This window comes from Acinetobacter pittii (assembly GCF_022449185.1).
Lineage (GTDB): Bacteria > Pseudomonadota > Gammaproteobacteria > Pseudomonadales > Moraxellaceae > Acinetobacter > Acinetobacter pittii_I.
Genome location: NZ_JAKUKO010000007.1, coordinates 130,363 through 156,421 on the forward strand (window position 1 = coordinate 130,363; position 26,059 = coordinate 156,421).

General features: G+C 38.5%; 26 protein-coding genes. 13 read left to right on the top strand and 13 right to left on the bottom strand.

Features of this window, described 5'->3' with window-relative positions:
- Window positions 1-3: 3 nt before the first annotated feature.
- Genes wecC through tviB form a run of 3 tightly spaced genes read right to left on the bottom strand, consistent with a single transcriptional unit; the run spans window position 4 to window position 3,716 of the window.
- Window positions 4-1,263: a UDP-N-acetyl-D-mannosamine dehydrogenase gene (gene wecC / locus MKX14_RS15305; RefSeq protein ID WP_240282872.1), complete on the bottom strand. Its 1,260-nt coding sequence runs from the start codon at window positions 1,261-1,263 to the stop codon at window positions 4-6.
- 34 nt (window positions 1,264-1,297) lie between these two features.
- The gene (wecB, locus tag MKX14_RS15310; RefSeq protein WP_240282874.1) at window positions 1,298-2,428 is read right to left on the bottom strand and encodes a non-hydrolyzing UDP-N-acetylglucosamine 2-epimerase; all 1,131 of its coding nucleotides are present in this window, start codon (window positions 2,426-2,428) and stop codon (window positions 1,298-1,300) included.
- 13 nt (window positions 2,429-2,441) lie between these two features.
- On the bottom strand, window positions 2,442-3,716 hold the full coding sequence (tviB, locus tag MKX14_RS15315) for a Vi polysaccharide biosynthesis UDP-N-acetylglucosamine C-6 dehydrogenase TviB (protein ID WP_240282877.1): 1,275 nt from the start codon (window positions 3,714-3,716) through the stop codon (window positions 2,442-2,444).
- A gap of 360 nt (window positions 3,717-4,076) precedes the next feature.
- Between tviB and wza the strand changes: the two genes are divergently transcribed.
- The 5 genes from wza to fklB all read left to right on the top strand — a co-directional run bounded on the left by wza (window position 4,077) and on the right by fklB (window position 9,475).
- On the top strand, window positions 4,077-5,177 hold the full coding sequence (wza, locus tag MKX14_RS15320) for a polysaccharide biosynthesis/export family protein (protein WP_240282878.1): 1,101 nt from the start codon (window positions 4,077-4,079) through the stop codon (window positions 5,175-5,177).
- A gap of 4 nt (window positions 5,178-5,181) precedes the next feature.
- Complete coding sequence (gene ptp, locus MKX14_RS15325) at window positions 5,182-5,610, top strand: low molecular weight protein-tyrosine-phosphatase (protein ID WP_240282880.1); 429 nt, start codon at window positions 5,182-5,184, stop codon at window positions 5,608-5,610.
- 18 nt (window positions 5,611-5,628) lie between these two features.
- Complete coding sequence (ptk, locus tag MKX14_RS15330) at window positions 5,629-7,815, top strand: polysaccharide biosynthesis tyrosine autokinase (RefSeq protein WP_240282882.1); 2,187 nt, start codon at window positions 5,629-5,631, stop codon at window positions 7,813-7,815.
- Between the two features lie 187 nt (window positions 7,816-8,002).
- Window positions 8,003-8,728 (top strand): FKBP-type peptidyl-prolyl cis-trans isomerase, encoded by a 726-nt coding sequence (fkpA, locus tag MKX14_RS15335; protein WP_240282883.1) that lies wholly within the window; start codon window positions 8,003-8,005, stop codon window positions 8,726-8,728.
- 48 nt (window positions 8,729-8,776) lie between these two features.
- A complete protein-coding gene (gene fklB, locus MKX14_RS15340; RefSeq protein ID WP_240282884.1) occupies window positions 8,777-9,475 on the top strand; it encodes an FKBP-type peptidyl-prolyl cis-trans isomerase in 699 nt (232 codons plus the stop codon).
- A gap of 42 nt (window positions 9,476-9,517) precedes the next feature.
- On the opposite strand, the gene MKX14_RS15345 is transcribed toward fklB, so the two are convergent.
- From MKX14_RS15345 to ampD, 3 genes are all read right to left on the bottom strand, one after another.
- Window positions 9,518-10,720 (bottom strand): hypothetical protein, encoded by a 1,203-nt coding sequence (locus MKX14_RS15345; RefSeq protein ID WP_240282886.1) that lies wholly within the window; start codon window positions 10,718-10,720, stop codon window positions 9,518-9,520.
- Window positions 10,721-10,746: 26 nt separating this feature from the next.
- The gene (gene murJ / locus MKX14_RS15350; protein ID WP_170248985.1) at window positions 10,747-12,297 is read right to left on the bottom strand and encodes a murein biosynthesis integral membrane protein MurJ; all 1,551 of its coding nucleotides are present in this window, start codon (window positions 12,295-12,297) and stop codon (window positions 10,747-10,749) included.
- A gap of 72 nt (window positions 12,298-12,369) precedes the next feature.
- A complete protein-coding gene (gene ampD / locus MKX14_RS15355) occupies window positions 12,370-12,939 on the bottom strand; it encodes a 1,6-anhydro-N-acetylmuramyl-L-alanine amidase AmpD (protein WP_240282888.1) in 570 nt (189 codons plus the stop codon).
- Window positions 12,940-13,110: 171 nt separating this feature from the next.
- Between ampD and nadC the strand changes: the two genes are divergently transcribed.
- Window positions 13,111-13,956 (top strand): carboxylating nicotinate-nucleotide diphosphorylase, encoded by an 846-nt coding sequence (gene nadC, locus MKX14_RS15360; protein ID WP_240282889.1) that lies wholly within the window; start codon window positions 13,111-13,113, stop codon window positions 13,954-13,956.
- Here nadC and MKX14_RS15365 read toward each other — a convergent pair.
- The 6 genes from MKX14_RS15365 to MKX14_RS15385 all read right to left on the bottom strand — a co-directional run bounded on the left by MKX14_RS15365 (window position 13,953) and on the right by MKX14_RS15385 (window position 20,058).
- Complete coding sequence (locus MKX14_RS15365; RefSeq protein ID WP_000938939.1) at window positions 13,953-14,120, bottom strand: hypothetical protein; 168 nt, start codon at window positions 14,118-14,120, stop codon at window positions 13,953-13,955. The two genes, nadC and MKX14_RS15365, sit on opposite strands and share 4 nt — an antisense overlap.
- A 406-nt stretch (window positions 14,121-14,526) precedes the next feature.
- Complete coding sequence (locus MKX14_RS15370; RefSeq protein ID WP_240282890.1) at window positions 14,527-16,695, bottom strand: phosphocholine-specific phospholipase C; 2,169 nt, start codon at window positions 16,693-16,695, stop codon at window positions 14,527-14,529.
- A 20-nt stretch (window positions 16,696-16,715) separates the two neighbouring features.
- Window positions 16,716-16,850 carry a hypothetical protein gene (locus MKX14_RS18255; RefSeq protein ID WP_262447379.1) on the bottom strand — a complete coding sequence of 45 codons (135 nt, stop codon included), beginning with the start codon at window positions 16,848-16,850 and terminating at the stop codon, window positions 16,716-16,718.
- 133 nt (window positions 16,851-16,983) lie between these two features.
- Window positions 16,984-17,700 carry a ribonuclease PH gene (rph, locus tag MKX14_RS15375; RefSeq protein WP_002120794.1) on the bottom strand — a complete coding sequence of 239 codons (717 nt, stop codon included), beginning with the start codon at window positions 17,698-17,700 and terminating at the stop codon, window positions 16,984-16,986.
- 159 nt (window positions 17,701-17,859) lie between these two features.
- Window positions 17,860-19,002, bottom strand: coding sequence for a fatty acid desaturase family protein (locus tag MKX14_RS15380; RefSeq protein ID WP_078221350.1), 1,143 nt, complete (start codon window positions 19,000-19,002; stop codon window positions 17,860-17,862).
- A gap of 30 nt (window positions 19,003-19,032) precedes the next feature.
- Entirely contained in the window at window positions 19,033-20,058 is a 1,026-nt protein-coding gene (locus MKX14_RS15385) for a ferredoxin reductase (RefSeq protein ID WP_240282891.1), read from the bottom strand.
- A 173-nt stretch (window positions 20,059-20,231) separates the two neighbouring features.
- Here MKX14_RS15385 and MKX14_RS15390 point away from each other — a divergent pair, with 173 nt between their 5' ends.
- Both MKX14_RS15390 and MKX14_RS15395 read left to right on the top strand, forming a co-directional pair.
- Window positions 20,232-20,870 carry a TetR family transcriptional regulator gene (locus MKX14_RS15390; protein ID WP_002120796.1) on the top strand — a complete coding sequence of 213 codons (639 nt, stop codon included), beginning with the start codon at window positions 20,232-20,234 and terminating at the stop codon, window positions 20,868-20,870.
- A 137-nt stretch (window positions 20,871-21,007) separates the two neighbouring features.
- Window positions 21,008-21,655, top strand: coding sequence for a TetR/AcrR family transcriptional regulator (locus MKX14_RS15395; RefSeq protein WP_108008102.1), 648 nt, complete (start codon window positions 21,008-21,010; stop codon window positions 21,653-21,655).
- An 88-nt stretch (window positions 21,656-21,743) separates the two neighbouring features.
- On the opposite strand, the gene dsbA is transcribed toward MKX14_RS15395, so the two are convergent.
- A complete protein-coding gene (dsbA, locus tag MKX14_RS15400; protein WP_002120747.1) occupies window positions 21,744-22,361 on the bottom strand; it encodes a thiol:disulfide interchange protein DsbA/DsbL in 618 nt (205 codons plus the stop codon).
- Window positions 22,362-22,541: 180 nt separating this feature from the next.
- Here dsbA and ubiG point away from each other — a divergent pair, with 180 nt between their 5' ends.
- The 5 genes from ubiG to MKX14_RS15425 all read left to right on the top strand — a co-directional run bounded on the left by ubiG (window position 22,542) and on the right by MKX14_RS15425 (window position 25,970).
- Window positions 22,542-23,255 (top strand): bifunctional 2-polyprenyl-6-hydroxyphenol methylase/3-demethylubiquinol 3-O-methyltransferase UbiG, encoded by a 714-nt coding sequence (gene ubiG / locus MKX14_RS15405; RefSeq protein ID WP_005804826.1) that lies wholly within the window; start codon window positions 22,542-22,544, stop codon window positions 23,253-23,255.
- Window positions 23,252-23,953, top strand: coding sequence for an HAD family hydrolase (locus MKX14_RS15410; protein WP_171304589.1), 702 nt, complete (start codon window positions 23,252-23,254; stop codon window positions 23,951-23,953). The genes ubiG and MKX14_RS15410 overlap by 4 nt, the downstream gene beginning before the upstream one ends.
- Window positions 23,954-24,021: 68 nt before the next feature.
- Window positions 24,022-24,768 carry a YciK family oxidoreductase gene (gene yciK, locus MKX14_RS15415; protein ID WP_002120710.1) on the top strand — a complete coding sequence of 249 codons (747 nt, stop codon included), beginning with the start codon at window positions 24,022-24,024 and terminating at the stop codon, window positions 24,766-24,768.
- 218 nt (window positions 24,769-24,986) lie between these two features.
- A complete protein-coding gene (locus MKX14_RS15420) occupies window positions 24,987-25,400 on the top strand; it encodes an RcnB family protein (protein WP_009387402.1) in 414 nt (137 codons plus the stop codon).
- 240 nt (window positions 25,401-25,640) lie between these two features.
- On the top strand, window positions 25,641-25,970 hold the full coding sequence (locus MKX14_RS15425) for an RcnB family protein (RefSeq protein ID WP_017482365.1): 330 nt from the start codon (window positions 25,641-25,643) through the stop codon (window positions 25,968-25,970).
- Window positions 25,971-26,059: the final 89 nt, after the last annotated feature.

Genomic DNA, 26,059 nt, shown 5'->3' on the forward strand with positions numbered 1-26,059 from the left:
AACTTAGATAGCTAAGCCTTTTGTATCTACTAAATATTGACTATCCATAGCTTTAAGCACTTTAAATTCTTTATGATCAACCAGAATCAGATGAATATCTGCTTTATCCTTATCTTCTATAGGAATAAGCTGAACATTTGAAGGCATACTTGCAGGTAACTCACCAATATTTGGCTCAATAGCTAAAATATTTAGCCCCTGTTCTGCCAGCTGCTTGGTAATTTCTAAAGCAGGGCTTTCACGCAAATCATCAATATCAGGTTTAAATGCCAAGCCATAACATGCAACAGTCACATTTTTAATCGTTTTTGACGTATTTTCCTGCAAAAATTCTGCAATTTTAATCTTAACCTGATCAATTACCCACTGAGGTTTTGCATCATTGACTTCACGGGCTGTGCGAATTAAACGTGCTTGCTCAGGTGTTTTCGCAACTATAAACCAAGGGTCGACAGCAATACAATGTCCACCCACACCTGGGCCTGGTTGTAGAATATTTACACGTGGATGACGGTTTGCAAGTGAAATTAACTCCCAAACATTAATATTTAACTTATCACAAATAATTGAAAGCTCATTTGCAAAAGCAATATTGACATCTCGAAAAGAGTTTTCTGTTAATTTACACATCTCAGCCGTACGTGCATTTGTTTCTATACACTCACCTTTCACAAAAGTTTTGTATAACTCACATGCTGCTTTTGAACAACGTGGTGTCATACCACCGATAATTCGGTCATTGCTAATCAGTTCTTGCAGAACCTTACCTGGTAATACTCGTTCTGGGCAGTGAGCAACTAAAATATCTGCCTCTTCACCTTTCTGCTGCGGGAAACTCAAGTCTGGTCTTGCCTCACTTAACCAAGCTGACATTTTTTCAGTTGCTTCCACAGGAGAAGTTGACTCTAAAATAACCAGATTACCTAGCTTTAAAAAAGGTGCTAAAGCTTTTGCTGCCGCTTCGATATATTTCAAATCAGGTTGATAATCATCTTTGAAAGGAGTTGGAACCGCAACAATATAAGCATCAGCTTCAATAGGTGTTAATTGAGCTGACAATTTGCCCTGTGCAACAACGTCACGGACTAAAGCATCTAAATCAGGTTCAACAATATGAACTTTCCCTTGATTAATCATGTCTACAGCATGCTGATTTACATCCACACCTGTAACCCGTATACCATGTGCAGCAAATGTAGCCGCTGTTGGTAAACCAATATAGCCAAGACCAATGACACAAATATGCTTAAATGAGTTACTCATAATTAATACTTTTTCAAAATTAAACGGTTAAAAATCAAACTAACTTTAGTTTCAGAAAATCAATAATCTGCTGGCATGCTGTACCATTACCATAAGGATTGTGGGCTTCAGCCATTTCGCTATAAAGCTCAGGTTGTTCAAGTAACTCTCTTACCCAACGCTCAATCGTATTTACATCAGTGCCCACCAAGCGAACCGTTCCCGCTTCAACCGCTTCAGGACGCTCGGTTGTGTCTCGCATGACCAGCACGGGTTTTCCTAAGGAAGGCGCTTCTTCCTGAATCCCACCAGAGTCGGTCAGAATCAGATAACTGCGATTCATTAAATAGACAAAAGGTAAATAATCCTGAGGCGCAATCAAATGAATATTTTCTATCGCTGCTAAAAGCTCATTCACAGGCTGCTGTACATTTGGGTTGAGATGGACAGGATATACAATCTGTATATCTGGATACTTTTTGGCAAGATTGGCCAAGGCCGAACAAATATTTAAAAAGCCTTGACCAAAGTTTTCACGACGATGGCCTGTCACCAAGATTAATTTTTTACTTTGATCCAAGAAATCAAACTCATGTTCAAATTTCTGGATTAGTGACTGTTCTTGCTCAACTTTCGCCTTGACTTGTAATAGAGCATCGATGACGGTATTTCCTGTCACCACTACTCGTGCAGGATTAACATTTTCTTTGATCAAGTTTTGATAAGAGGATTGCGTTGGGGCAAAATGATAATCTGCCAGTACACCGGTTAATTGACGATTGGCTTCCTCAGGCCATGGAGAATATAGATCTCCTGTACGCAATCCTGCTTCTACATGACCAATTTTGATTTTATGATAATAAGCCGCCAATGAGGCTGCAAATGTAGTTGCAGTATCTCCATGTACTAAAATTAAATCTGGTGCCCAAGTACTAAATACCTGTTCTAACCCCTTTAATACACCTGATGTCACATCAGATAACGTCTGCCCAGGTTTCATAAGATTAAGATCAAAGTCAGGAGTTAAATTAAAGAGTTCTAAAACCTGATCCAGCATTTGACGATGTTGGCCCGTTACACAAACTTTTGTTTCAAAATCTTTAGTATTTTGCTGTAATTTTAAGGCTAATGGCGCCATTTTTATTGCTTCTGGTCTTGTTCCAAATACCAATAAAACTCTTTTCACCTGAATAAATTCCTTATAAACGTATTGATGACTCTTGTTGATCTAGTACATATTTCAAATCATAAAGTACATGATTGCTTTTACCTAATGCATGAAACTCTTGTGCGTTCATTACCTTAAACTGATCGTGAGCGACTGCAATGACGACGGCATCATACACACCTTGTGTCAATTCTTTAACCGGCGCTAAACCATATTCGTGTTGGACTTCTGTATCATCCACCCAAGGGTCATAAATATCCAGATCTAAATCATACTCTTTCAGGGCTTTGATGAAGTCAATAATTTTTGTATTACGTATATCAGGGCAATTTTCTTTAAAACTCAAACCCATTATCAAAATACGGGCACCAACTACTTGAATACGTTGCTTAACCATCTCTTTAATGAGCTGTGTCGCTACATATTCACCCATACGATCATTTAAGCGGCGAGCAGCTAAAATAATTTCTGGGTGTAATCCGATTGATTGAGCTTTATGTGTTAAATAATATGGGTCGACTCCAATACAATGTCCACCAACTAAACCGGGACGAAATGGTAAAAAATTCCACTTTGTTCCTGCCGCTTTTAGAACATCCTCTGTATCTATACCCAATTTATTAAAGATAAGGGCTAATTCATTAATTAAAGCAATATTGACATCACGTTGTGTATTTTCAATCACCTTAGCAGCTTCTGCCACTTTTATACTAGGTGCTTTATAAGTTCCTGCCTCAATAATCAGGTTGTATACTTCATCAACATAATCAGACACTTCAGAAGTCGACCCTGAAGTAATTTTTAAAATATTAGTTACACGATGCAACTTATCACCTGGGTTAATTCGTTCAGGGCTATAACCTGCGAAAAAGTCTTGGTTAAATTTCAAACCTGAAATTTTTTCCAGAACAGGAATACATACCTCTTCTGTTGCACCAGGATATACGGTCGACTCATATACAACAATATCCCCTTTCTTGAGTACACTACCAATACTAGTCGATGCTTTAATTAAAGGTGTGAGATCTGGTTGTTTAAAACTATCAATTGGTGTCGGAACAGTGACAATAAAAAAGTTACTATCTTTTAAATCTTTTAAATCAGCAGTATAACTTAATTTCACCGCTTGCTGTAATTCTTGTGTAGACACTTCCAAAGTAGAATCTTTACCGTATTTGAGCTCATCAATACGTTTTTGATAAATATCAAAACCAACAACTGGTACTTTTTTCCCGAACTCAACCGCCAATGGCAAGCCTACATAGCCCAAACCAATAATTGCTATTTTTAAATTGGCAATTTGCATATAAACGAGCCTTTTTCCTTAGAGTTTATATCTAATAAATCATGCTTTTGGCACTTACAATACAGCGTACTATATCAGATTTTAAGTTAGCGCCGCATACCAATTGTATAATTGTGTTTACCCCCTTAATAAGTAAAATTTATTTAATGTAGCTAAACAAAATATTACTTTTTTAATATTTCTAATAAGTGACCATAGTTTAAATAGGTAGCTCAGATAAACTAAACATACAAAGCTATACGATTTTTCGATGTTTTTTCATTTCTTTTCAGCTAGAATCTGTTCAGTCTGCGTTTAATAGACACTTGTTACTATGCAGTGAACAATATCAATTAAAGATAAATACACAAAGGGTCGCGTGTGAAGTATTGCCAGTTTTTTTCTGTTCTTGCTTTAAGTTTAAGTGCTGCGAGTTGTGCGGTTACTTCCGGTTTACAAACTTACGATATTCCAAATGAAGGCGTCTATAGAACTGACCTAGGAACTACTGTTAATGTCGTAAAAATTTCTCAAGAAACACTACCCGCAATACAACCAGCCCAAGTCGATTATCAACGCGACTATGCAGCCTTATTTAAAAATCAACAACCCATTTACCGTTTAAGCTCAGGTGATGTCCTCTCAATTCAACTCTGGGCATATCCTGAAATTACACCGCCTATAAACAATGTAAATAATGAACAATCTGTTCAGGCAAATGGTTATCCAATCGATCAAGCCGGCTACATTCAGTTTCCTTTAGTTGGGCGCTATAAAGCCGCAGGCAAGTCACTCGCACAAGTTAACCGTGAATTGCGCAGCCAATTAGCACGCTTCTTAAAAAATCCGGATGTTACGGTACGTGTATTATCATATGAAGGTCAGCGTTTTTCTGTTCAAGGCAGTGTTATAAAAGGTGGCCAATTTTATTTGAGTGACCAGCCCGTAAGTATATACACAGCTTTAGGCCTCGCTGGTGGTGTAAGTGAAAAAGGTGACAACACCTATATCCAACTTATTCGTAATGGCCGTACCTATAATTTAAATACGATTGAATTAGAAAAGGAAGGCTATTCATTACATAAGTTATTGGTTCAATCAAACGATACCATTTATGTCAGCAGCCGTGAAAACCAGAAAATTTATGTGATGGGTGAGTCTGGCAAAAATCAAGCTTTACCAATGCGTGATCAAGGTATGACGCTAACTGATGCATTGGGTGAAAGTTTAGGAATTAACCCGAACTCGGCAAGTGCGAGTCGTATTTATGTAGTACGCACTAACTCCAATGATCGTACAACCGAAATTTATCATTTAAACTTGATGAGTATTGGTGATTTTGGTTTAGCCAATCAGTTTAAGCTACGTAGTAATGATATTGTGTATGTGGATGCGACTGGGTTAACTCGCTGGCAACGTGTAATTAACCAAGTTATTCCTTTCTCAAATGCTTTATATAACATAGACCGTTTGGGACAATAGTTTTATGCAAATTAAAAATATTTTAGTGGTTTGCATTGGAAATATCTGCCGTAGCCCTATGGCAGAATATTTCTTAAAGCAGGAATATCCCCAATTAAATATTGAATCTGCTGGCATTTCAGGCTTGGTAGGGCATTCGGCCGACAGTAAAGCACAACTTTGTATGCAACGCCTAGGCATCGACATGCAACCACATTCAGCTCGTAAACTGAGTGCAGAGCATATAAAAAAAGCTGACCTGATTTTGGTCATGAGTCACAACCAGCAAAAACATATTGAACAAACCTGGCCTTTTGCAAAAGGTAAAACCTATCGCTTGGGCCATTGGCAGAACAAAAACGTGCCAGATCCCTATCAACACGATCAAGCAATTTTTGATGAAACTTGCCAACTTATTCAACAGTGTATTGCTGACTGGAAACCTTATATTTAACGCCTAGATTTTAAGCTTATGAACCAACAAAATATCAATACCGAAGATACAATCGACTTAAAAGAATTGTTTTTTTCACTCATTGCACAGTGGAAGCTTATCGCTCTATGCGTTATTTTAAGTCTTGTATGTGCTCTACTCTACTTACGTGTCACTCCAAACACTTACTCTGTTGATGCTTTAGTTCAAGTTGAAGACAGTAAAGGAGCTTCTGCAGCTTTACTTGGTGATTTATCAAATATGATTGAGCAAAAATCTCCTGCTCAAGCTGAAATTGAAATTTTAAAATCTCGGTTGGTTCTGGGTTCTGTCATTAAAGAATTACATCTGAATATACAAGTTTCCAGTACAGAAAATACTTTTAGCCATCGCTTATTGAGCGACGTTGACTATAAAACTGAATACACTAAAAAATCAGTTATATTTAAGGACGGTCTCAAAAGTTTTGAGATTCGTACATTAGAAGTTCCAGCATATTATTTGGATAAGACCTTACATCTTAACTTTGATAAACAATCTTTACGTTTAACTGACCCAGCAACGGAACAAACTCTTTTAACGGTACCACTTAATCAACTAAATCAAGTCACTGGTCCATATGGCACTTGGAAAGTCGGTATTTTTACCAAAGATCAGTCTGATACAACCTATAATATTATGAACTTATCTTTACCTGCTGCAGTCAATGCAATAAGTTCAAACTACTCTGTAGCTGAACGTGGCAAGCTGACAGGTGTTTTAGGTTTAAATTATCAAGGGCAAGATAAAGAACATATTACTCAAGTCTTAAATGCGATCTTAGTAACATATGGTGCCCAAAATGTTGAACGTCGCTCGGCTGAATCAGCTCAAACTTTAAAGTTTTTAGATGAACAGCTTCCAGACTTAAAAAAACAACTCGATGATGCAGAGCGTCAATTCAATAAATTTCGTCAACAATATAATACAGTTGATGTAACTAAAGAATCCGAGCTGTATTTAACTCAAAGTATTACCTTAGAAACTAAAAAAGCTGAACTTGAACAAAAACAAGCTGAAATGGCTGCAAAATACACTGCCGAGCACCCTGCAATGCGAGAAATTAATGGCCAATTGGGTGCCATTAATAAACAAATTGGTGAGTTAAATACCACATTAAAACAACTGCCAGATGTACAACGTCAATATCTGCAATTGTACCGCGAAGTAGAAGTTAAAACTCAGCTCTATACAGCTCTTTTGAATTCTTACCAACAGCTACGTATTGCAAAGGCAGGTGAAATTGGTAATGTACGGATTGTAGATACGGCAATTGAGCCAGTCGAGCCAATTAAACCTAGAAAATTACAAATTTTAATTTTATCGATTTTCTTAGGTGGTTTTATTGGAACTTTAATTGCTCTTTTACGTAATATGCTACGTACAGGCATTAAGGATTCTGGACAAATTGAAAATGAGTTGGATTTACCTGTCTATGCAACTGTACCGCGCTCTCCAATTCAAGAAAGCCGCATCAAGATTTTAAAGAAGAAGAAAAGCATTCCTATTCTTGCAGTTAAAAATAGTGATGACATCGCAATTGAAAGCTTACGTAGTATTCGTACTGCGATTCACTTTGCTTTAGCGAGTGCGAAAAACAATATCATTATGATTGCCGGACCTTCTCCAGAAGTAGGTAAATCATTTATTTCGACCAACCTTGCAACAATTTTCGCTCAAGGTAATAAACGCGTACTACTCATTGATGCCGATATGCGCCGTGGTTATATGCATAAATACTTTGATGTTGATGTGAAACCGGGTCTTTCTGAATTGTTAAGTGGACAAGCTGATCTACAAAAAGTATTACACAAAACTCAAGTTGCTAACCTTGATGTGATTACTCGTGGTAAAAGCCCAACAAATCCTTCTGAGATTTTAAGTTCTAACCAATTTAAAGAACTACTTGAACAGCTACAAAGTCAATATGACCACATCATTATCGACACCCCACCAGTGCTTGCAGTAACCGATGGTATTATTATTTCGCAATATACAGGGGTGAACCTAATTGTTGCGCGTTATGCTAAGTCACAAATGAAAGAGCTGGAATTAACCCTTAATCGCTTTGAACAAGCAGGGGTTAAAGTTAACGGTTTCATTCTTAACGACATTCAACGTGCGAGCGCGGGCTACGGTTATGGTTATAACTACGCTTACGCATATAAAGCGCAAAAAGAAGATTAACCGAAAAGTGATAAGAGAACCGGATCAAATGATCCGGTTTTTTATTTAAGATTTTTTAAGTATATCCCTACTAAAACTAACTAAAATATATAAAAAACCACTCGTTTTTTTTCTTAAACATTCTATGCTTAAGCATGCTAAGATCAAAAGCAGCCTTTTTAGACTCAGATTATTTTTGGAACCTTTTATGAGTAAAGCCTTACCCATTGCTGTCGCTGTAGTTTTAGGCGGTGCTGCACTTGTACCAGTTTATTATGCAAGCCAACATCCGACCACAGAAGTCGGAAGCAAAGCAAATAAAAATGCCTCTCCAATCGAAAAAATCAGTTATGTTCTTGGGTACGAAGTTGCTCAGCAAACTCCACCTGAACTAGACACAAAATCATTTGTGAAAGGGATTCATGATGCTCGTAATAAGCAACAAAGTGCTTATACTCAAGAAGAGTTAAAAGCTGCTGTTGCTGCTTATGAAAAAGAATTGCAGCAAAAAATGCAACAACAAGATAAACCAGAGCCAGCCGCTGGAGCAGCGTCTGAATCTGCAGATGTTCAATTCCTTGCAGAAAATAAAACAAAAGCTGGTGTAAAAACTACAGCATCTGGCTTGCAATATATCATCACTAAAGAAGGCACAGGTAAACAACCAACTGCGCAGTCTATGGTTAAAGTACATTACGAAGGCCGTTTAATTAATGGTCAAGTATTTGATAGTTCTTATAAGCGCGGTGAGCCTGTTGAGTTTCCTCTCAATCAAGTTATTCCAGGTTGGACTGAAGGGCTTCAGCTCATGAAAGAAGGTGGTAAAGCGACGTTCTTCATTCCATCTAATCTTGCTTATGGTCCTCAGGAACTTCCTGGTATTCCAGCAAACAGTACGCTGATTTTTGATGTAGAACTCATTTCAGTGAAATAAAAACATTCAGGAGAGTAAAACAGTACTCTCCTTTTTTTGGAAAACGGCATGAAAAAAATTGGTTTAATTATTGCAACATCAACGATGAGTTTATCTGTTTTTGCTGCTGCACCTATTACAAATAAAAGCCCAGCAAAAGAACAATTTAGCTATAGCTATGGCTATTTAATGGGCCGTAATAATACTGATGCTTTAACAGATCTAAATCTTGATATTTTTTATCAGGGTTTACAAGAAGGTGCTCAGAACAAAACCGCACGCTTAACTGACGAAGAAATGGCGAAAGCGATTAATGATTATAAAAAAACTTTAGAAGCTAAGCAGCTTGTTGAATTTCAAAAAGTAGGACAACAAAATGCTCAAGCAGGTGCTGCATTTCTTGCTGATAATGCAAAAAAATCGGGTGTAATCACGACTAAATCAGGTCTCCAATACCAAGTATTAAAAGAAGGTACAGGTAAAAAACCGAAAGCTGTATCACGTGTGAAAGTGAATTATGAAGGCCGTTTACTCGACGGAACTGTATTTGACAGCTCAATCGCACGTAATCATCCAGTTGAATTTCAGCTTAGCCAAGTGATTGCAGGCTGGACTGAAGGTCTTCAAACCATGAAAGAAGGCGGTAAAACTCGTTTCTTTATCCCTGCCAATCTCGCTTACGGTGAAGTCGGTGCAGGTGACACGATTGGTCCGAATAGCACTTTAATTTTCGATATTGAATTGCTGCAAGTTTTGCCAAAGAATTAACACCGCTATGCGGTGTTTTATAATATAAAATCATAATTGATACTATATTTTTGAAGCCATATAAGAGTTGTATAAATAAATGCACTCATTGAATTGTTTACGATTTGTCATATGTTTTTGATTTTTAACTAGATTAAAAATTTTAGGACATAACGTTGTTTTACTAGCTATTTCTAATTGTCGATAATATCTTAAGTAAAGATTTCTAACTTCTTGGTTTTCTAGAAAGCTCCACCATCCCATGCCAAATGAACTCGTTAACCCATATGGCCCATACCCATTCCCTTTCCCTAAACTTGGATATTCCCATCTATAAATTCCATTTCTTCCATCCATATAGTTAGTCAGATATATACGATTATTTTCTACCTTTACGACTTTATCTAAAAATTGTTTAGTAAGACCCTCCCTAAAATTCTTATATAAGTTATAATTATCACTATTAATAGGATAAGAACTTTGTAAAGACAAAAGAATTTTAGGCATTCTAAAAAAATGAGAAGAGTCTGCTACCATATCTTTCAATGGTTTCTTACCTTTAACTATTTTATTATTATATCCTGCATATGCATGATCTTTATAATTATCGTAACTACCCTTATCAAATAACCATCTCCCATACTCTAGACTACTTCTCTGTTTGAACACCTCTAATGCATAATAATTTATCTCTTTTAATACAGGCTCTTTAGGATAGAATTTAATTAAATTAGATGCTATTCCAAAAGTAAATAACTCTTCATCAATAATAATTCTTTTATATCCATCCTTTTTATTAGCCTGAAGCTTCCAATCGAGCCTTTCTCTCATGTTATTAAAAGGTTTTCTTTCCCATTGCTGAGCAGGAATATTAGTCCAGATTCCTTTAATCTGAAAAAATAAGTAATTAGCTAATGTTTTATTATTACTTAAATCAGCATACTCACTTAAAAAATATAAATATTGTAACCCACTTAATTTTTCATTTTGTACTTTGATATTTAAATCCTCTTTTCCCTCTTTCAGAAATCTTTCTATATTTTCATCAAGTTTTTCTTTTAAGGATTCATCATTATATTTATAAGCATAGTATAAAGGGACCATTAACATATGGGAAGCATTATATCTTTCATTTACACTCCAAGTGTTAAGAGATAGGTAAGCCTCTGCTCCTAATGTAGCATTTTCTTGAGCTAGAGCTGTATTCTGGCAACCAAGAATAATAAATAAAATTTTTAGTACTATAAAAAGCTTCTTCTTTTTCATCTTAATCTCTTTATCCCCTAGCTGTTTCAGTGTTTTAAATCTCTAGGTCGAAAACCCGTAAGGATTAAACCGATCAGGTAAGCAATTATCCCAACTACACATAGCCCTACGACTTCGGCAACACGTAACCACTGTGAAAGCTCTCCGTTATACCAATTGAGCCCAAACCAAAGCGCTGCAATCATGGCAAGGTTCGCTAAACCATATTGAAGTCCTAATTTCTTCCAATGCGGACCAAATCGGAAAATATTACGCTTATGCAAATAGAAGTAGAGTAAACCGGCATTCACTAACGCTGAACCTGAAGATGCTAGTGCAAGTGCCATATGTTCTGCATGCCAATCAATAAGCTTAAAGAAGCCAATAAATACAACGTTTAAAATCGCATTAGCTGCAACTGACATTAAGCCTACGCGAACTGGTGTTTTTGTATCTTGTTGTGCATAGAAACCTGGCGCAAATACTTTAATGAGCATGAAAGAAATTACACCAGCACTCATACATTGCAATGCTAGAGCTGTCATTTGCGTATCACGTAGATCAAACTCACCACGCTGGAATAATGCTTGAATAATCGGTGTTGAAAGCATAAATAAAGCAATACTTGCCGGCAAACCAACCAACACAATCACTTTTGCTGCCCAATCGATCATACTGCGGAACTTAGCCTGATCTTGCTCTGCATGACGGGCAGAAAGCGAAGGCAAAATTACTGTGCCAATCGCAACACCAATTAAACCTAAAGGTAACTCAGTCATACGTTCGGCACTATAGAGCCAAGATACAGAACCATCTTGCATAAAGGATGCCCAAATCGTATTTAACAGCAGGTTAATCTGAGTCACCGATACACCAAATAATGCTGGAAGCATTAATTTTAAAATACGCTCTACACCCTCATGTTTAAAATCAACTTTAGGTGGAATCAGTAGGTTTTTACGCCACAATTCAGGAATTTGTATCGCTAACTGTAATACCCCAGCCGCAACAACTGACCAGCCTAGTGCTTTGATTGGCTCAGCCATATACGGCGTAAGCCACCACGCTCCTGCGATCATCGCTACATTTAACAAAACTGGTGAAAAAGCTGGTGAGGCAAACGAGCCATAACTATTTAAGATGCTGCTAGCAAAAGCCGTGAGCGACATAAACATTAGATATGGAATAGTCAAACGGAACATGCTGACGGCTAAATCGAACTTTTCTGGGTCACTGTGGAAGCCCGGTGCGTACATATAGATGATTGCAGGTGCTAAAACCATAGCCACAAAAGTGAGTAAGGTCATAACTGTTAGCAAACAGCCAAATACCCGACTAATTAAGATCTGTACTTCAGCGTGTGCTCGACCCGTTTTATATTCAGTTAAGACTGGGATAAAGGCCTGAGAAAAGGCGCCTTCGGCAAATAGTCGTCGAAAGAAGTTGGGAATACGAAAAGCAACGACGAAGGTATCAAAATCTTTACCTGCACCAAACACGTTGAGCAATACGACGTCACGCACGAGCCCTAACACTCGTGACAACATCGTCATTGCACTGACAATAAAAGTCGATCGCCACAATGCCATCGCACTCACCTACAGCTATATTCGAAAGACGCTATTGTAATGAAACTAGAAAATCTTTTCGTTGTGAAATGATGAATGAACTCAAGTTTTTTTCTGTGCTAACAGTTGTCTAAAGTGTTGCCATTTAAAATAAGGCCCCGGATCGGTTTTTCGGCCAGGAGCAACATCTGAATGCCCTGCAATATGGTTTTTAATTTCAGGATAAGCCTGGCGGATAGCGGTAACAACGTCTGTTAGCACTTCATATTGTACGTCTTCAAAAGGTAAATCATCACTTCCTTCAAGTTCTATACCAATTGAATAATCATTGCATTCAACTTTAGCTAAATAACTTGAACGCCCTGCATGCCATGCACGATCATTAAAGTTAACAAACTGTAGGACTTCACCTGTTCGTAAAATTAACAGGTGTGTAGAGACTTGCATACCTTCAATAGTCTGAAAATAAGGATGAACTGACCAATCTAACTTGTTTTGAAAAAACTGCTCAATATAGCCACCTCCAAATTGAGACGGCGGCAAACTAATATTATGAACCACAATCATTTGAATTTCGGTGCCAGTCGGACGCTGGTTAAAATTTGGAGAAGGGATTTGTCTCGCCCCTTTTAATTGTCCATCTATAACTTCATACGCTGTGATTTGCTTCATTGAGACGCCAATAAATTGCTTGCCAATTGCTTTAGTTTAAAACAGTTATGTGCTTTTCAAAGCAGTAAATGCGATTGTTTATCGCGATTAATCTCATAAAACAGCTTATTTTTCAGGTCGACGGTGCTAATATATCGCAAGTTTTAGGGTCATCGACAAAATGGAAACCGTATGAGCATACCTCAGTCTTTGCTTGAACAATCAATTCAAATCAATATTCAACAAGCATTACAAGAAGATATTGGGGACGGTGACATTACCGCTATGCTCACACCTGAAGATGAGCAAGCCACTGCAACCATTATTAGCCGCGAAGATATGGTCTTAGCTGGCCAACCTTGGGTAAATGCGCTCATCTCAGCTTATGACAACACTGTACAGGTGACTTGGTTAAAACAAGAAGGTGACCGTGTTGCTGCAAATGAAGCCTTTTTAAAGCTTGCAGGTTCTGCACGTAGCTTACTTACTGTAGAGCGCCCTGCTTTAAACTTTATTCAAACTTTGTCTGCTGTTGCAACCAAAACTGCTGAATATGTTAAGCATCTTGAAGGTTTAAATACAAAACTTCTCGATACACGTAAAACTCTACCAGGCTTACGTATTGCACAAAAATATGCGGTTGCTATCGGGGGCGGACAAAACCATCGTCTTGGCTTATTTGATGCGTTCTTAATTAAAGAAAACCATATTATGGCAGCGGGTGGTATTGCTCAAGCAATCACCAAAGCACATCAAATTGCACCGGGCAAACCTGTTGAAGTCGAAGTTGAAACTTGGGATGAACTAAATCAAGCGCTTGAAGCTGGTGCTGACATTGTCATGCTCGATAACTTCAGTCAACAGCAAATGATTGATGCCGTAAAACATGTGGCGGGCCGCTGTAAACTCGAAGCCTCTGGCAATATCACCATTGAAAACTTGCGTGAAGTTGCCACCACTGGCGTTGACTATATTTCTATGGGTGTCCTAACTAAAGACGTTAGAGCTGTTGATTTATCTATGCGTTTTAATGCTTAAATAAAATCTGCGTCATTATTGGTATTTTTTTGCGACTTGGTCATGTCTGCTGCTTGTGTTTTTTGCCACGCTGATTGAGTCGCTTGTGCCCCACTATCACGTGGATCGGCAGCCATTAGAACAAATGTAACTACTGCTAATAATACAATAAAACCTTGTAGCATAAATTTTCCCCATTACTTTAAAAAATCAGGGTTTCAAGGTAAAAGATAAATATGACGAGGCTTAGGAGATTCTGTTACAAAAGGTAAGTCTTTATTTTTATTATTCATCTACAACACAAGATATTCCCTCTCTTCATTTATATTTCTCAACATTAGATTGTGCGAAATGTCATCTACGACCTGCCCAAAATCTATAAATATATTGTTTTTGCAATAAATCAGATATATGCAGAAAGAGAACAGGTTTTGTAGATGACAAATGCATTTGGTTACTTTGGGCGAAACCAAAGTAACGAATTAGCTACTTCCACTGGATGAATAAACGATAAGACTCCGTCGTGCTAGCTAATTTAAAAATAATTATTAACCTAAGACTTCAGCTTAATCATTCATCTATTACAGTAACTTAAGACTCTAGATAACCCATATATGGATCAGAAATTGAATCTTCTTGAGTTTCTATACGGCCTGCGAAACGACGACTAAACGTAGCATCATTAGCTAAGGTCACCGTGAAATCATACCAGCCACCAAATTCAGACATATCCCAAACCAGTTCTTTTTCAGAACTATTGGTTTCAATCGTCCATGTCTTATTTGGAAGATAAGCATTTGCTTTGACGTTGAGCTTGACTGACTTATTACCATCATGACGCACTTTTAAATACAAATTCGCATCACACTCTTCCACACATACTCTAATTTCCGGTAATGCTTGAGTCTGGTTAGCTTGACTCAAATTACCTTTAAACGCACGGTGGAAACCATTTGGTCCGAGTACCCACAAATCGTACTGCCCATTTGTAGCATTCCATACATCATCGAGCTGTTTACCTGCCTCAACCATATAACGACGTGGAATTGCCGTAAGATCAAATCGGTTATAGACATGGAAAACGGCTGCTTGTTTACCTGTATTAGAGAACATCAGCTTAATCGTTTTTTGAGTGGTATCGACTTTGGCACTGGTGTGCAAAATATATGGCAAAGCACGTGATGGCCTAATTCCCATTTCCTGCTGAGGAAATTGCTGCTGGCTCGGAACAGGAACTTGTGGCAATAAAGCTTGAGCAACACGAATCGCATCGGCTTCGGCTTTGGTTTTCTTCCCATCTAGTTCAGCAACAGGCAGAACATTCGGTGTTTTAAAATTAAATGCCGTCGTTAAATCACCACATACAGCACGGCGGTAAGGGCTAATGTTAGGTTCTTGCACACCAAAGCGTTTTTCCAAGAACTGTAAAATAGAGGTATGGTCAAAGACTTGAGAATTGACCCATCCTCCACGGCTCCACGGCGAAATCACATACATGGGAACGCGTACGCCTGGTCCATACACTCGACCATCTGGCTTAGGTTGAGATTTTGAAGTCGCTACTGCTGGATGGTTAAAGTACTCATAGGACACTTGCTGATCGTTTAAAGTCGTTTTTCCATATACAACACCGGTTACATCTTTAGACGGTGCACTTGGTGAAGGGACATGGTCAAAGAAACCGTCATTTTCATCGAAGTTCACCAATAAAACGGTTTGGCTCCACAGCTCAGGGTTCTCAGTTAATGCATTTAATACTTCCTGAATATACCAAGCACCTTGTACAGGACTAGATGGCCCCGGATGTTCACTATAAGTAGCAGGTGCGACCAACCAACTCACCTGCGGTAATTTACCTTGGGCAATATCAGCTTTAAAAGTTCCTAAAAAACCACCGTCCGGCATGGTATTGGCAATACCTTTATAAAGTGGTTGGGTCGCATCAATCTTTTCATCGTATGCTGGACACGTTAGTGTGTCGTTACTGACAGGTTGACCAGATTGCTCATTTGCACGGCGATACTGTTTGAAACCAGCTAACGGGTTATCGGTAAAGTTATCTGGCATATTTTGATAGACTTTCCATGTTACGCCAGCCTGCTGTAAGCGCTCAGGATACGTTGTCCACTCATAACCTTCTGTTGATGCCCCAATCCCATCAAATTCATTTACAACACTCGCAACACCTGCACCTGTAGGACCATTAGTGCCAGTCCAAATAAACTTACGGTTTGGGTTGGTCCCAGCATGCATAGCACAGTGGTAAGCATCACAAATGGTAAAAGCATTCGCTAAAGCAAACTGATATTCGACTTCTTGTTTTTTATAGTAGCCCATCGACTGTGGTTTTTTATAAGCGACCCAATCACTCATACGACCATTGTCCCAAGCTGCTTGGCCATCAGACCATGAGTGAGGTGTACCTGAAACACGCTGAGCATTTCCTAAACGACTATCTAAATGGTAAGGCAATACTTTCTTTTTATTCGCATCATATTGTTCCCAAACCTTTCGGCTTTCCGTCATTGGAATCGTAAAACGATCACCAAAACCACGCACACCTTTCAATGTTCCGAAATAATTATCGAAAGAACGGTTTTCCTGAGTCAAAATCACGATGAGTTTAACATCTTGAATAGTTCCACTTTCAACTTTGGCATCAATAGCTAAGGCTTTTTGAATACTCAGCGGGAAACTTGCTAAAGCAGCTGTCCCAAACATGGTTTTTGTAGAGTTTAAAAGAAATTCGCGACGATTCATTAGTTCTATCCTAGTTCTTATTATGGTGCACAGTGCATTTTGCAATTAGTGGTGGGCGGTGTTGTTGGCGATGAATTATCTGAGTCATTATCATCGTTACAAGCACTGAGCATGAGTGCTAAAGAAGTAATTAATAAAAGTGAAAGTTTTCGCATTGGTTTTTTCCAAACGGTTTAAATGCGAACTACTAATAAAGCGTTAAAGTGACAGGCAAGTGATGTTTTTATGTCGATTTGATGAAGGCATAAAAAAACGCATCCGAAGATGCGTTTTTCAGAAAGCGTAAAATTACCAGCCTAAAGCTTCTTGTTGCTTTTTAATGAGCTCGGCAATTCCTTTTTCAGCCATTTCTAACATGGCATTGCTTTGAGCGCGGGTAAACGGTTTATCTTCGGCAGTACCTTGAATTTCGATAAACTCGCCAGCTTGTGTCATTACTACATTTAAGTCAGTTTGACAGTTCGAGTCTTCTTCATAGCAAAGATCAAGCAACACTTCGTCTTGATACATACCGACAGAAATTGCAGCAACTAACCCTTTAAGCGGATCATGCTTAATTTTCTTTTGAGACAATAAAACATTCATCGCATCAACTAATGCTACAGCAGCACCAGTGATTGAAGCAGTACGCGTACCACCATCAGCCTGAATCACGTCACAGTCGATGGTAATCGTGTTTTCACCAAGCTTTTTCAAATCAACCATCGCACGTAAGCTACGGCCAATCAAACGTTGGATTTCTTGAGTACGACCAGTTTGTTTACCACGAGCCGCTTCACGGTCACAACGTGAATGGGTTGAACGCGGTAACATGCCATATTCTGCCGTTACCCAGCCTTGGCCTTGACCTTTTAAAAAGCGTGGCACTGAGTTATCAATGCTTGCAGTACAAAGGACTTTGGTGTGACCAAATTCGACCAGCACAGAACCTTCAGCATAACGGGTGTAGTTTCGTGTAATTTTCACTTCACGTAATTGGTCTAATGCACGTTGGTCAATACGCATAATCCTTCCTAACTTCTCTTAAATACAAACTTGGGCATAGTATAGCAAAGGATTTTGACAGGTTGAGTTTATTCCCTACTTTCAAATGTAAGTCTACAAGTTTCATAACTCAAAAATAAAAATAGCCCCTAAAAAGGAGCTATTTTGAATTAACTGAGATTATGCAAATTTAAATTTTGCTTTTAACTTTTCTAATGTCTGCATCACTTTTCCAGTGGTATGGTTTGGCAGTGAACATTTCGCTAAACGTACCCATACACTCCAGAACTGGCGCATAAAGTTCGCTTCATTGTAATTAATGCCATATTCTGCGCAAAGTGCCTTAATTTTCGGTGCTACTTCTTTATAGCGGTTAGCTGGCATATCTGGAAATAAATGATGCTCAATCTGATGGCTTAAGTTACCACTCATAAAATGTAGCCATTCTGTACCACTAAAATTACTTGAACCACGAATCTGGCGTAAGTACCACTCGGCCTTAGTTTCGGTATCAGTATTATCAGGCTCAAACGTTTCTGCATCTTCAGTAAAGTGACCATTAAAGATCACAGCAGATGACCACAAGTTACGAATAATATTCGCAACTACATTTCCTGCAAAAACTGGTAAAAACATAGGGCCAGAGATCACAGGGAAAAACACATAGTCTTTTAAGACTTGGCGTGTGGCTTTTTTACGGACTTTAGCCGAATCTTTCCAAACCTGTTTCCAGCTCTTGGTTTTATAAACTAATGCATCTTCAAGATGTAAGTTTTGCACGCCTACATACCACTCAAAGAAAAACATTAACTGTAGACCTAGAGGAATATTAAACAGGTGGCGAGGTTCCCACTTCTGTTGATCACTTACTCGTAAAATGCCATAACCGACATCATGGTCTTTACCGACAATATTGGTATAGGTGTGATGCACATAGTTATGTGTTTCACGCCAGTCATCACCCGATGCAATGGTATCCCAATCGTAAGTATTACCGTTCAGGCTTGGTTCGTTTAACCAGTCAAATTGACCATGCATGACGTTATGACCAAGTTCCATATTTTCTACAATTTTAGAAATACCTAATAAGCCTGTGCCTAGTAGCCAGACTGGCGGAATCCAACCACCAAACATCAACATGCCACGTGATGCGATTTCAGTGTAGCGAACAAAATTACGCACTTTGTAGATATATTTTGCGTCTTGTTCACCAAGGCTCTGCATCACGTCTTGGCGAATCTGCTCAACACGGCGACCAAACTCTTCTGTCTGTTCTGGAGTTAAATGAGCAGATTTAGAAACGGTAGAAAATTCTAATGCCATATTCATAGGGTTAATCCTCTTTAATTCTTTTTATAGATCAATCGTGACTGGGCTTAATGCCTGACTCACGCATAGTTTAATTGGACGGTTCGGTTGATCTTCAATTTCACCAGTTAACAGGTTTTGAGTAACTCCGCTCACTTTGGTACAGCTGCATTTATTGCAGACACCCATACGGCAACCATGTTGTGGGCGTAAACCGGCTTGCTCTGCACTGCTCAATAAATTTGTTTCAGCTAAAAACTCGTGTTGAGCACGGCGGAAAATAACAGGCTGTGCTGCATGTGTACCAGTCACTTGAAGTGGCTGAAAATACTCTTGATGAAGCTGTGACTGAGCACCTTTTTGTGCATAAATTTCATTGGCTTGCTGCATCATGCCATGATGACCACAAACATAAGTTGCTGTCTGCTCGAAATCTGGAACCAGCTTTTGCAGTAAACTTTCAGTTAAATGCTGCTTTTGCTCGGTAGTATTAAAAAAATGATATTGAAGCTGTGGGTACTGCTCTGCCAAAGCTTTTAATTCAGCATGAAAAATTTCCGCACGATTAAAATAAATGACATGAATTTGTTCTAGCTGCTGTTTCAAAGCTTGCTGCAAGAGTGCATAAATTGCAGTTATACCGCTTCCTGACGCAATCAAAATCGCAGGATGCTGACCTTGGTGCAAAATAAAATCACCTTGTGGCTGTGAAATCTCCACACACTCGCCCACATGTAACAGTTGAGCTGCACGAGACACCAAGCCTTGGACTTTAATACCTAAAGCAATTTCACCTTGCGTTGTCACTTCAATAATCGAGTAACTACGTTGTTGATAAACGCCATCGATAAGTAAAGTCAGTAAAATACTTTGACCCGCTCGAACCTGATCGAAATTAAAATTACGATTTGGTTTAAGTCTAATGAGCACCATATCGGTATGCAGTGGCTGAACTGCAGTAACTTCTGCAAGTACCCTTTTCCACGCCCAAGTCACGTTAATTTTCTGCAAGACAAAATCAACGAAATCTTCTCGAACCCAATGTGGTTGATAGCTAAGTGTTGCGTTCATACGTTCCTCTTTTGTATCTGGCTATTTATTTGAGTGAACACATGTTCGTATAGTGAACATATGTACACTATATTTATAACCGTTCACTCAGTCAACACTTGTTCACTATTTTTTTTATGAAAGTTTGCTCTTTTTTGTTAGACTTTGGCTCACGGTTTAAATAGGTTCTTTTAATGTCGATACGCGATGAACGAAAACAGCAAAGTCGTCAGGCACTTCTCGATGCAGCCTTGCATCTGAGCACGTCTGGGCGTTCGTTCAGTAGTATCAGCTTGCGTGAAGTTGCACGTGAAGTTGGTTTAGTACCGACAGCGTTTTATCGTCATTTTCAAGACATGGATGAACTTGGTAAGGAACTGGTCGACCAAGTCGCACTACACTTAAAAAGTGTTTTACATCAATTAGGTCAAAGTTATTTACAGCATAAATCTGCTAAAACTCAAACCAGTATTGAGCTATTTGTTCAGGCGGTTAATCATAGTCCTAAGCAGTGGCAATTTATGATTGCTGAACGTTGGGGCGGCTCAGAAACAGTCCGTGCAGCAATTGCCCGAGAAATTGAATTTCTGATTGAAGATCTAACAACTGATCTTACTAAACTCGAAAATTTTAAACATATTCAAAATCCTCAAGACTTAAATGTCTTATCTACCATTTTGACTAATATGTCATTTACATGGGCAATGACGTGGCTCAACCTATCGAAACAATATCAAGGTGAACAGCTCAAGCTGCAACAAACTGCCTTTATTGAAAATGCCTCTACACAAGTTCGTTTACTCTTTAGAGGGATTGCAAACTGGGAACGATAGAAGCGGCAAATGACAAAAAACAGGTTATGTGGTAATACGTAAAGAGAGAAAGAAAAAGGCTAAAAATTTCGAGAAAAGTCTTTTTCTTTTTACAGGAAGTAAACTATTAGTTAGGCCAAACTGGTGTGGGAATACCTATGAATCTTGATCGTCATACACAGTTTTTGATGCGTAAAGAAAAAATTCTGAGCGTGGCAGAAAAGTTGTTATTAGAAAACAATCAGGAAATTACTCTAGATGAGTTAGTGGCCGAGCTAGATATTGCTAAAGGCACACTTTATAAGCATTTTAGAAGCAAAAATGAGCTTCTACTTGAGCTCATTATTCAAAATGAAAAGCAAATTTTAGAAATTTCTAAAAAATATAATACAGATTTCAAAGAGTATGCTCCTCATTACATGCTTCATCATTTACTTGCCCCAGGTAAAACGATTCTATTGCATCAACTTGAAGAAAATCTGACGATGACAGAGTCTAAGTTGAAGCATCTTTTCGAAGAGCTTTATGAAATTCGACAGCAACGTATTTTAGCCATTAAAGATATTACCGAAAAGTATTTAAAATCATTGAATTATGATATGTCGATTCGTGATTATTTGTCTTATATCTGGTCACTGACTTACGGTGCATCACTGCTTTTAAATTCTACTTATTATCAGCGTTCGATTGGTTCTCGTCAAAAATTAATTAATTTATATATTAATCAGGCATTATCACTGCCGACTCAAACAGCTAATTTCGATGTTTTAAATTTTCAGATTGAAGATGAAAATCAGCAAAATTAATTGAATTATTTCGTGATAATTAACGATAAATTAAATATAAAAATGGGCTTCACATGAAGCCCATTTTTTGAAGTAAAGCCTAAACAACTTATTTTGCTTTACGTTCTTTCTCAATTAAATAATTAAGAACTTGAGTGACTTTACCATCTTCACCCTGCACAACATATTTACCATTCACGACCACTGCAGGTACGCCTGTTAATTGGTATTGTTGAGCAAGTTTATTTGACTCAGCAACTTTTGCCGTCACAGCAAACGAGTTGTAAGTACTATTAAATTTCTGCTCAGGTACGCCATAACGAGTAAAGAATTTCGCAGCAGAAGCCTGATCAAAAATTTGTTGTCCATTCACCTGAATCGCATGGAATAGTGGTAAATGCGTGCGTTTACGTACACCTAATGCCTCAGATGTATAATACGTACGCGCCCCTTGTTCCCACATTTTATTCATTGCAGCAGGTGTACGTACAAAACGTACATCTTTAGGAATCTGTTTTAACCACGTTTGCATATGCGGTTCAAGTTTAAAACAGTGTGGGCATCCATACCAAAAGAACTCTCGAACTTCGATTTTCCCCGGAACTTCCACTTTGCCTGGATTGGCAATCACGGTGTAGTCTTTACCAGCAACAAAATCTGCTGCCATTGCACTACCCGATACGGCCATAATTGCTGCACTCAAACCACCCAAAACCAATTTTTTCATTGCTACAGCTTTTCCTCTAAGTTGTTATGCATTAGCTTATGCCCTAAATATAAAACAAATATGCTAAATTCGTTTTGCTTCTGTGAAGTTTTTTATTGGGTTTATCGCTTTTTTCCCAATAATCGCTACACTAACGGCGAACTACATCCAAAAAGATAACTCAAGTTTAGAGGTAGCACCATGTCGCAATTGAATGTTGATTTACAAGAAATCGCAAAGTTTGAAGCACTTGCTGCCAAATGGTGGGATCAACATTCTGAATTTCGCCCACTTCACCAGATCAATCCACTACGTCTAAACTGGATTGATGAACGTGCAGGCGGTCTTGCTGGTAAAAAAGTACTTGATGTCGGCTGTGGTGGCGGCATCTTGGCCGAAAGCATGGCACGTCGTGGCGCAGATGTATTAGGCATCGATATGGGTGAAGCACCTCTAGCTGTCGGCCGTTTACATGCTCAGCAAGAAAATGTTCAAAATATTGAATATCGTCAAATTCCTGTAGAAGAATTAGCACAAGAACAAGCAGGTCAATACGATGTGGTGACTTGTATGGAAATGATGGAACACGTTCCAGATCCGGCATCTATTGTAAAAGCTTGTCAGGCTCTGGTTAAACCGGGCGGCCATGTGTTCTTCTCGACCATTAACCGTAACCCAAAATCTTATTTATTTGCCATTATTGGTGCAGAGTACGTACTACGCATGTTGCCAAAAGGTACGCATGATTATCATAAATTTATTCGACCATCTGAAATGGCACATGATATTCGTAATGCTGGCCTTACTTTAAAAGAAATGACTGGACTACATTACAACCCACTGACCAAGCATTACTGGTTAGCGCCAAATGTTGACGTTAACTATATGGTTCATACGATTAATACAGGTGCATGATGAAAGCTGTTTTATTTGATTTAGACGGTACGCTTATCGATACAGCTGCGGATTTCATTCGTATTATTCAGCAAATGTGCCGTGATGCAAGACGCCCTGTTGTAGAAGCCGATCTTATTCGCACTCAGGTGTCTGAAGGTGCACGTGCGATGGTGAAATTGGTTTATCCAGAGCTGGATGTGGCCAATCCAATTTTCTTGGCACATCGCCAAAACTTTTTAGATATTTACGGCAATAATATTGTGGTTGATACAGATCTGTTTGAAGGTATGTATCCACTCTTAGAAGAGTTAGAAGCTGCGCAAATTCCGTGGGGTATTGTGACCAACAAACCACGCGGTTTAAGTGAATCTCTTTTAGAAAAGTTAAATCTGACAGAACGCTGTGCGGTTTTGGTATGTCCTGAAGATGTCAGTAAAACCAAACCAGACCCTGAACCAATGTATTTGGCTGCTAAACAGTTAAATATCTCAGCAGATGAAATTATTTATGTGGGCGACCACCCACGTGATATCGATGCTGGTCGCAATGCCAATATGTACACTATTTTAGCTGCGTACGGTTATTTGCCTATTGAACACCGTGATGATTTAGCCGCTTGGCAGGCCGATTCGATTGTAAATACAGTGACAGAATTACACGATATGTTACGTCAAAAGCTTCCTGCTCTACAGGAAAATCAGCGTATGATAAGTTAACTTAAGAGTTTTATAGACTTTTTTAACGGCTATTTGTTTTATCAATATAAAAAGAAGGAGGTTTACCAATGAAATATTCAGAATACCAACCTCGTCCGGATCTACTCAAAGATCGAATTATTTTAATTACCGGTGCTGGTGATGGAATTGGGCGAGCTGCAGCTCTAAGTTATGCCCTACATGGTGCAACCGTTGTCCTGCATGGTAGAACCTTAAATAAACTTGAAGTGATTTATGATGAAATTGAAAGTCTAGGCGCACCTCAGCCCGCGATTTTACCATTACAACTTTCAAGTGCCTCTGACCGTGATTATGACTTTTTAGTCGATACACTTGAAAAGCAATTTGGACGTCTAGATGGTATTTTGCATAATGCCGGTATTTTAGGTGAGCGTGTAGAGCTAGCACATTATCCTACCGAAGTATGGGATGACGTGATGGCAGTTAACTTACGAGCTCCTTTTGCCCTGACTCAAGCCTTATTGCCACTTTTGCAAAAATCAGAAAATGCCTCTGTCGTATTTACCAGTTCAGGTGTAGGTCGTGAAGCACGTGCTTTATGGGGCGCATATTCTGTCTCCAAAATTGCAATTGAAGCAGTGAGCAAAATTTTTGCAGCAGAGAATACTTATCCAAATATTCGCTTTAACTGCATTAATCCAGGCGCAACACGTACTGCAATGCGTGCGAAAGCTTACCCACAAGAAGATCCGAAAACCTTACCTACACCAGAGTCGATCTTGCCAGCCTATCTCTATTTAATGGGTGAAGATAGCTTGGCACTCAATGGTCAAAGTATTGATGCGCAGGATTAAAAAAGTTAAAGATGAAAAGCTAGATTAAATTACGGCCAATCATCAAATCTGGCTTGCCTATACCTGAAAAGATATATACAAGCCTTTTTTATTATTGATAAAAACTCTTGATCTATCCGTAATTTTAATTGAACCATTAAATGATCTTCACAGTTTCTCTGCATTTTGCGCGTAGAGTATTCAACATGAGAGACATCAGATGTAAACGAGGATGCATCATGAAAAAGTTGTTCACCATCTTAGCCCTTTGCATAACCGTACTGACCACAAGTATGGCGAGCTTTGCTGATCCTCCTTTTGACCGAGGCCATGGTCCCAAAGGACCTAAAGGTGGAGGGCCACGCGGTGAGTGGAATGATCGTGGGCCAGGATTTGGACGTGATCATGATGAAGATCGTATCCGTGACGAACGCCGTATGCGCGAAGAACGTGGCTTTGAACGCTTAAAACAACATCGCTGGCAGCCTGGCTATGTTATGCCACAGCACTATCGTGGTAATGGCTATAAAGTCGACTATAAAGACAGTAACTTGCCAAAACCAGGCCGTAATCAGCAATGGTACAAAATCAACAATGACTATATTTTAGTCGACACAGACTCTAATAGCATTGTGAGTATTCGTGGTTTTTAAGGCGATAGACCCTCGCTATCGCTGAGTAAAAAAGGATAAAGCCTTTGGGTTTTATCCTTTTTTATTGTTTATCTATCTTAAAAATACAAGCTTTTTTATATTTTCACTTTAGATATTTTCTTAATTTCTTCTTATTTCACAATTAGTTTTCACATTTATTCTTCTTAGCCTCCACGATTTATCTGCAATTGTTCACTAATCTTTAGTTATTGAAATTTAACTCATCATTCGAGGTTTACAATGAAAAAATTAACAACAGCGATTGTTCTTTCACTTAGTGGCTTAGTTGCAACAACAGCAATGGCAGCACCAAATGATCATAATCATCATGGCAACTATCAAAACCATGAAGTAAAAACAGTTAAAGTGATTAAAAAAGACGACCATCGTAATGCGTGGAGAGTAGGTCAGGTTGTACCGCATGAGTATCGACATTCACGTTACGTGATCGACTATCGTCAACACCAAAAATTGACTAAACCGGGTCGTTATCAAAAATGGTATAAAGTGAACGGAAATTACGTATTAGTGAATGAACAAAGTCATAAAATCATTAGAGTTGTTCACTAATCAAAAAAATTTAAACACCCAAATTTCAATTTGGGTGTTTTTTTATCTAAAACATGCGGCTTTAGTCTTTTTTGTTTAGAATCATCTTT